The sequence below is a fragment of the Vibrio sp. 03_296 genome (assembly GCF_002265885.1).
The window spans coordinates 1-1,575 of record NZ_NPKW01000032.1 but is presented as its reverse complement, the minus strand read 5'-3'; the positions used below and the strand labels follow the sequence as shown (position 1 = coordinate 1,575).

Here is a 1,575-nt window from a genome sequence, read left to right as displayed (position 1 = left end):
AATGTTTTGAAGTGTATTTGTATTCATAATAAGCTAACTCTTGCTTGCGAAATGCGGGCTCGAGACCCAGAAGACTATTCGAGTGTGATGCTTGGAGTTCTATCTGATGTTCGTTCTTGTTATCGGTCTCTCAATAGAGGAGCCAGCGTTCAATCGAACTATCAGATAGAGAACTTTAGTTGCAGCTAAAGTCTGGGTCTCACCTTACCCTGATTCGTTAGTTATTATCCATACAAACTGTTCAAGAGTGATTCAGCACGCGTGGCATTTTTGGTATGCGTTGATTTTGGTGTTGAAGTGCCATGCGGTGGCTTGGTCATTGCGTGCTTCACACCTTAACAGGGCGTTATGCAAATATTCAAATCAGCCCATTTCTCAGTGCTTATGTCTTAGGCTTTGGATGTAAATAAAATGGCTAACTGGCCAAAGCATTCTGGTAAACTGCGTCCAAACTAAGCGGTATTATTAGGACCAAAGCAATGAGCCAAGATCAGCCAAACAACCCTTTACATGGATTAACGTTAGAGAAAATCCTTGTTCGCTTACAAGAGCACTATGGTTGGGAAGGGTTAGACAGAGAAATTCAAATTAACTGTTTTTACAGCAATCCATCAATCAAATCTTCTCTCAAGTTTTTGCGTCGCACACAGTGGGCGAGAGACAAGGTTGAGGCTTTGTATATAGATACGTTTTGCCGTTAGAACATTTGCATAACAAAGCGTTTAAGCGGGATTCATGCCGCATGGCATTTTTGGTTTGCAGTGAGTTTTTGTGGTGAAAGTGGTGTGCGGAAACTTGGTTTAGGCGGCATTCACCCCTTAACGCGGCGTTAGGCGCTATTCACTTTAGGATTAGGGATGAACGTAGAATTTAAAGTGATCAATTTGGCGCAAGATTATGATTTTTGCGTAGCTGCTCGAAAGGATGCTTACTATTGCAGTTTCGAGACCTTTTCGGGTTTTGATGATTTCATAGCAGGTTATCGAGAACGAGTTCAAGAAAGGCAATCTGGAGCAGGTTGGTTTTACATCCATATCTGGTTGGGTGGAAAATTGGTAGGGCAGTTAGAGTTTCGTTCTTTTTCACCCGAGCCAGAGACCGGTTATGTTCACTTGGTTTACTTGTTACCTGAAGTTCGCGGTTCTGGTTTGGGCCAGCAAGTTCAGGTCTACCTCGAATCAGAATTGGCACGAGCTGGCTGTAATCGTGCTGTGCTTTCCGTGAGTAGAACGAACGCAAGGGCGTTAAGGTTCTATAAGCGTAATGGTTGGGTATATTGTTGCCCTAATCCGAAGCACGATGAAACCGATTTTTACCAATTACAGCTGCGCGCCTAACAAACGAGTATGGCGTCAATAGTTAATTTTTCGCCATATTTTCATTCCACATAGTTCCGTCTCTTAGCATTGAATTCAGGATCACAACCATCTTTCTAACACAGGCAATGATGGCTACTTTTTTGGGTTTTCCTGCTTCCAGTAATCGCTGATATGTGGTCTTAAAAACAGGGTTAGATTGCATTGCAGACATCATCGCCATATACAGGACTGTACGCACCTGAGCGCGCCCACCTTG

At 43.2% G+C, this 1,575-nt stretch carries 5 protein-coding genes; 4 read left to right on the top strand and 1 reads right to left on the bottom strand.

From position 1 onward, the window contains the following. Positions 1–237 precede the first annotated feature (237 nt). The 4 genes from CIK04_RS02700 (at position 238) to CIK04_RS02685 (ending at position 1,337) form a co-directional block, all read left to right on the top strand. The gene (locus tag CIK04_RS02700) at positions 238–339 is read left to right on the top strand and encodes a DUF3265 domain-containing protein (protein ID WP_088428254.1); all 102 of its coding nucleotides are present in this window, start codon (positions 238–240) and stop codon (positions 337–339) included. 140 nt (positions 340–479) lie between these two features. Next, positions 480–701, top strand: a complete 222-nt coding sequence (locus CIK04_RS02695) for a VF530 family DNA-binding protein (RefSeq protein ID WP_017420735.1) — start codon at positions 480–482, stop codon at positions 699–701. 9 nt (positions 702–710) lie between these two features. Then, positions 711–833, top strand: coding sequence for a DUF3265 domain-containing protein (locus CIK04_RS02690; protein WP_097353760.1), 123 nt, complete (start codon positions 711–713; stop codon positions 831–833). Positions 834–857: 24 nt separating this feature from the next. Beyond that, entirely contained in the window at positions 858–1,337 is a 480-nt protein-coding gene (locus CIK04_RS02685; protein WP_128824586.1) for a GNAT family N-acetyltransferase, read from the top strand. Positions 1,338–1,359: 22 nt separating this feature from the next. Here the strand turns inward: CIK04_RS02685 and CIK04_RS02680 are convergent. Continuing rightward, on the bottom strand, positions 1,360–1,575 hold a 216-nt coding region (locus tag CIK04_RS02680; protein WP_142994981.1), incomplete at its 5' end, for a transposase.

Excerpts from the sequence above, each read along its gene's own strand:
- CIK04_RS02695 (WP_017420735.1), top strand. The coding sequence starts at position 480 with ATGAGCCAAGATCAGCCAAACAACCCTTTACATGGATTAACGTTAGAG.
- CIK04_RS02685 (WP_128824586.1), top strand. The coding sequence starts at position 858 with ATGAACGTAGAATTTAAAGTGATCAATTTGGCGCAAGATTATGATTTT.